This is a genomic window from Pseudoxanthomonas sp. LjRoot204_2, from assembly GCF_056175765.1.
The window spans coordinates 1-1,396 of the sequence record NZ_JBGFFG010000645.1 but is presented as its reverse complement, the minus strand read 5'-3'; the positions used below and the strand labels follow the sequence as shown (position 1 = coordinate 1,396).

Below are 1,396 nucleotides of genomic sequence, written 5' to 3'. Positions count from 1 at the left end.
ACCAAGGCCGATGTGAAGGCCGCGGTCGAGCAGCTGTTCGACGTCAAGGTCGAGACGGTCAACGTGGTCAACGTCAAGGGCAAGAACAAGTCCTTCCGTAACCGCGCCGGCCGCCGCGGCGACTGGCGCAAGGCGTACGTGCGTCTGGCCGACGGCCAGGCCATCGACGTGTCGGCCAAGGCCTGAGGTAGATCCACATGCCATTGATGAAATTCAAACCCACCTCTCCCGGTCGCCGTTCGGCGGTCCGCGTGGTGACGCCCGACCTGCACAAGGGTGCTCCGCATGCTGCGCTGCTCGAGAAGCAGAGCAAGTCCGGCGGTCGCAACMACCASGGYCGCATCACSACCCGTCAYATCGGTGGTGGCCACAAGCAGCACTATCGTCTCATCGACTTCAAGCGCGACAAGGAAGGCATCCCCGCGCGCGTGGAGCGGATCGAATACGATCCGAACCGCACCGCGCACATCGCGCTGCTGTGCTACGTCGATGGCGAGCGTCGCTACATCATCGCCCCGAAGGGCCTGAAGGCCGGTGATCAGGTCATCGCCGGCAGCGATGCGCCGATCAAGGCCGGCAACACGCTGCCGCTGCGCAACATCCCGGTCGGTACGACGATCCACGGCATCGAGCTGAAGCCGGGCAAGGGCGCGCAGATCGCCCGCGCCGCCGGCGCCGCCGTGCAGCTGGTCGCTCGCGAGCAGGGGTTCGCCACGCTGCGCCTCCGCTCCGGCGAAATGCGCAAGGTGCAGGTCGAGTGCCGCGCCACGGTGGGCGAAGTCGGCAACGACGAGCACAGCCTGGAGAAGCTCGGCAAGGCCGGTGCYAAGCGCTGGCGCGGTGTCAAGCCGACCGTCCGCGGTGCGGCCATGAACCCCGTCGACCACCCGCACGGTGGTGGTGAGGCCAAGGCCGGCCAGGGCAACCCGCATCCGGTCACCCCGTGGGGTGTCCCGACCAAGGGTTACAAGACGCGCAAGAACAAGCGCACGCAGCAATTCATCGTCCGCGATCGTAGGGGCTAATCGACCATGGCACGTTCACTCAAGAAGGGCCCGTTCGTCGATCACCACCTCGTCAAGAAGGTGGAGGCCGCGGGCGGCAGCAAGAAGCCGATCAAGACCTGGTCGCGCCGTTCGATGATCCTGCCGGAAATGGTGGGCTTCACGATCGCCATCCACAATGGCAAGAACCACGTTCCCGTGCTGGTCAACGAGAACATGGTCGGCCACAAGCTCGGCGAGTTTGCCGTCACCCGTACCTTCAAGGGTCACGGTGGCGACAAGAAAGCCGGCGGCAAGAAGTAAGGAGAGATGAACATGGAAGCGAAAGCCATCCTGCGCACCGCGCGCATCTCCCCCCAGAAAGCCCGCCTGGTCGCTGACCAGGTGCGTGG

4 protein-coding genes are annotated in these 1,396 nt (G+C 65.3%); all 4 read left to right on the top strand.

Features of this window, described 5'->3' with window-relative positions:
• Positions 1 to 186: 50S ribosomal protein L23 (locus tag AC04L7_RS18730; protein WP_475513706.1), on the top strand; the 186-nt coding region annotated here is incomplete at its 5' end.
• An 11-nt stretch (positions 187 to 197) separates the two neighbouring features.
• A complete protein-coding gene (gene rplB, locus AC04L7_RS18725; protein WP_475513705.1) occupies positions 198 to 1,025 on the top strand; it encodes a 50S ribosomal protein L2 in 828 nt (275 codons plus the stop codon).
• Between the two features lie 6 nt (positions 1,026 to 1,031).
• A complete protein-coding gene (rpsS, locus tag AC04L7_RS18720; RefSeq protein ID WP_055941277.1) occupies positions 1,032 to 1,307 on the top strand; it encodes a 30S ribosomal protein S19 in 276 nt (91 codons plus the stop codon).
• Positions 1,308 to 1,319: 12 nt separating this feature from the next.
• On the top strand, positions 1,320 to 1,396 hold a 77-nt coding region (locus AC04L7_RS18715), incomplete at its 3' end, for a large ribosomal subunit protein uL22 (protein ID WP_475513707.1).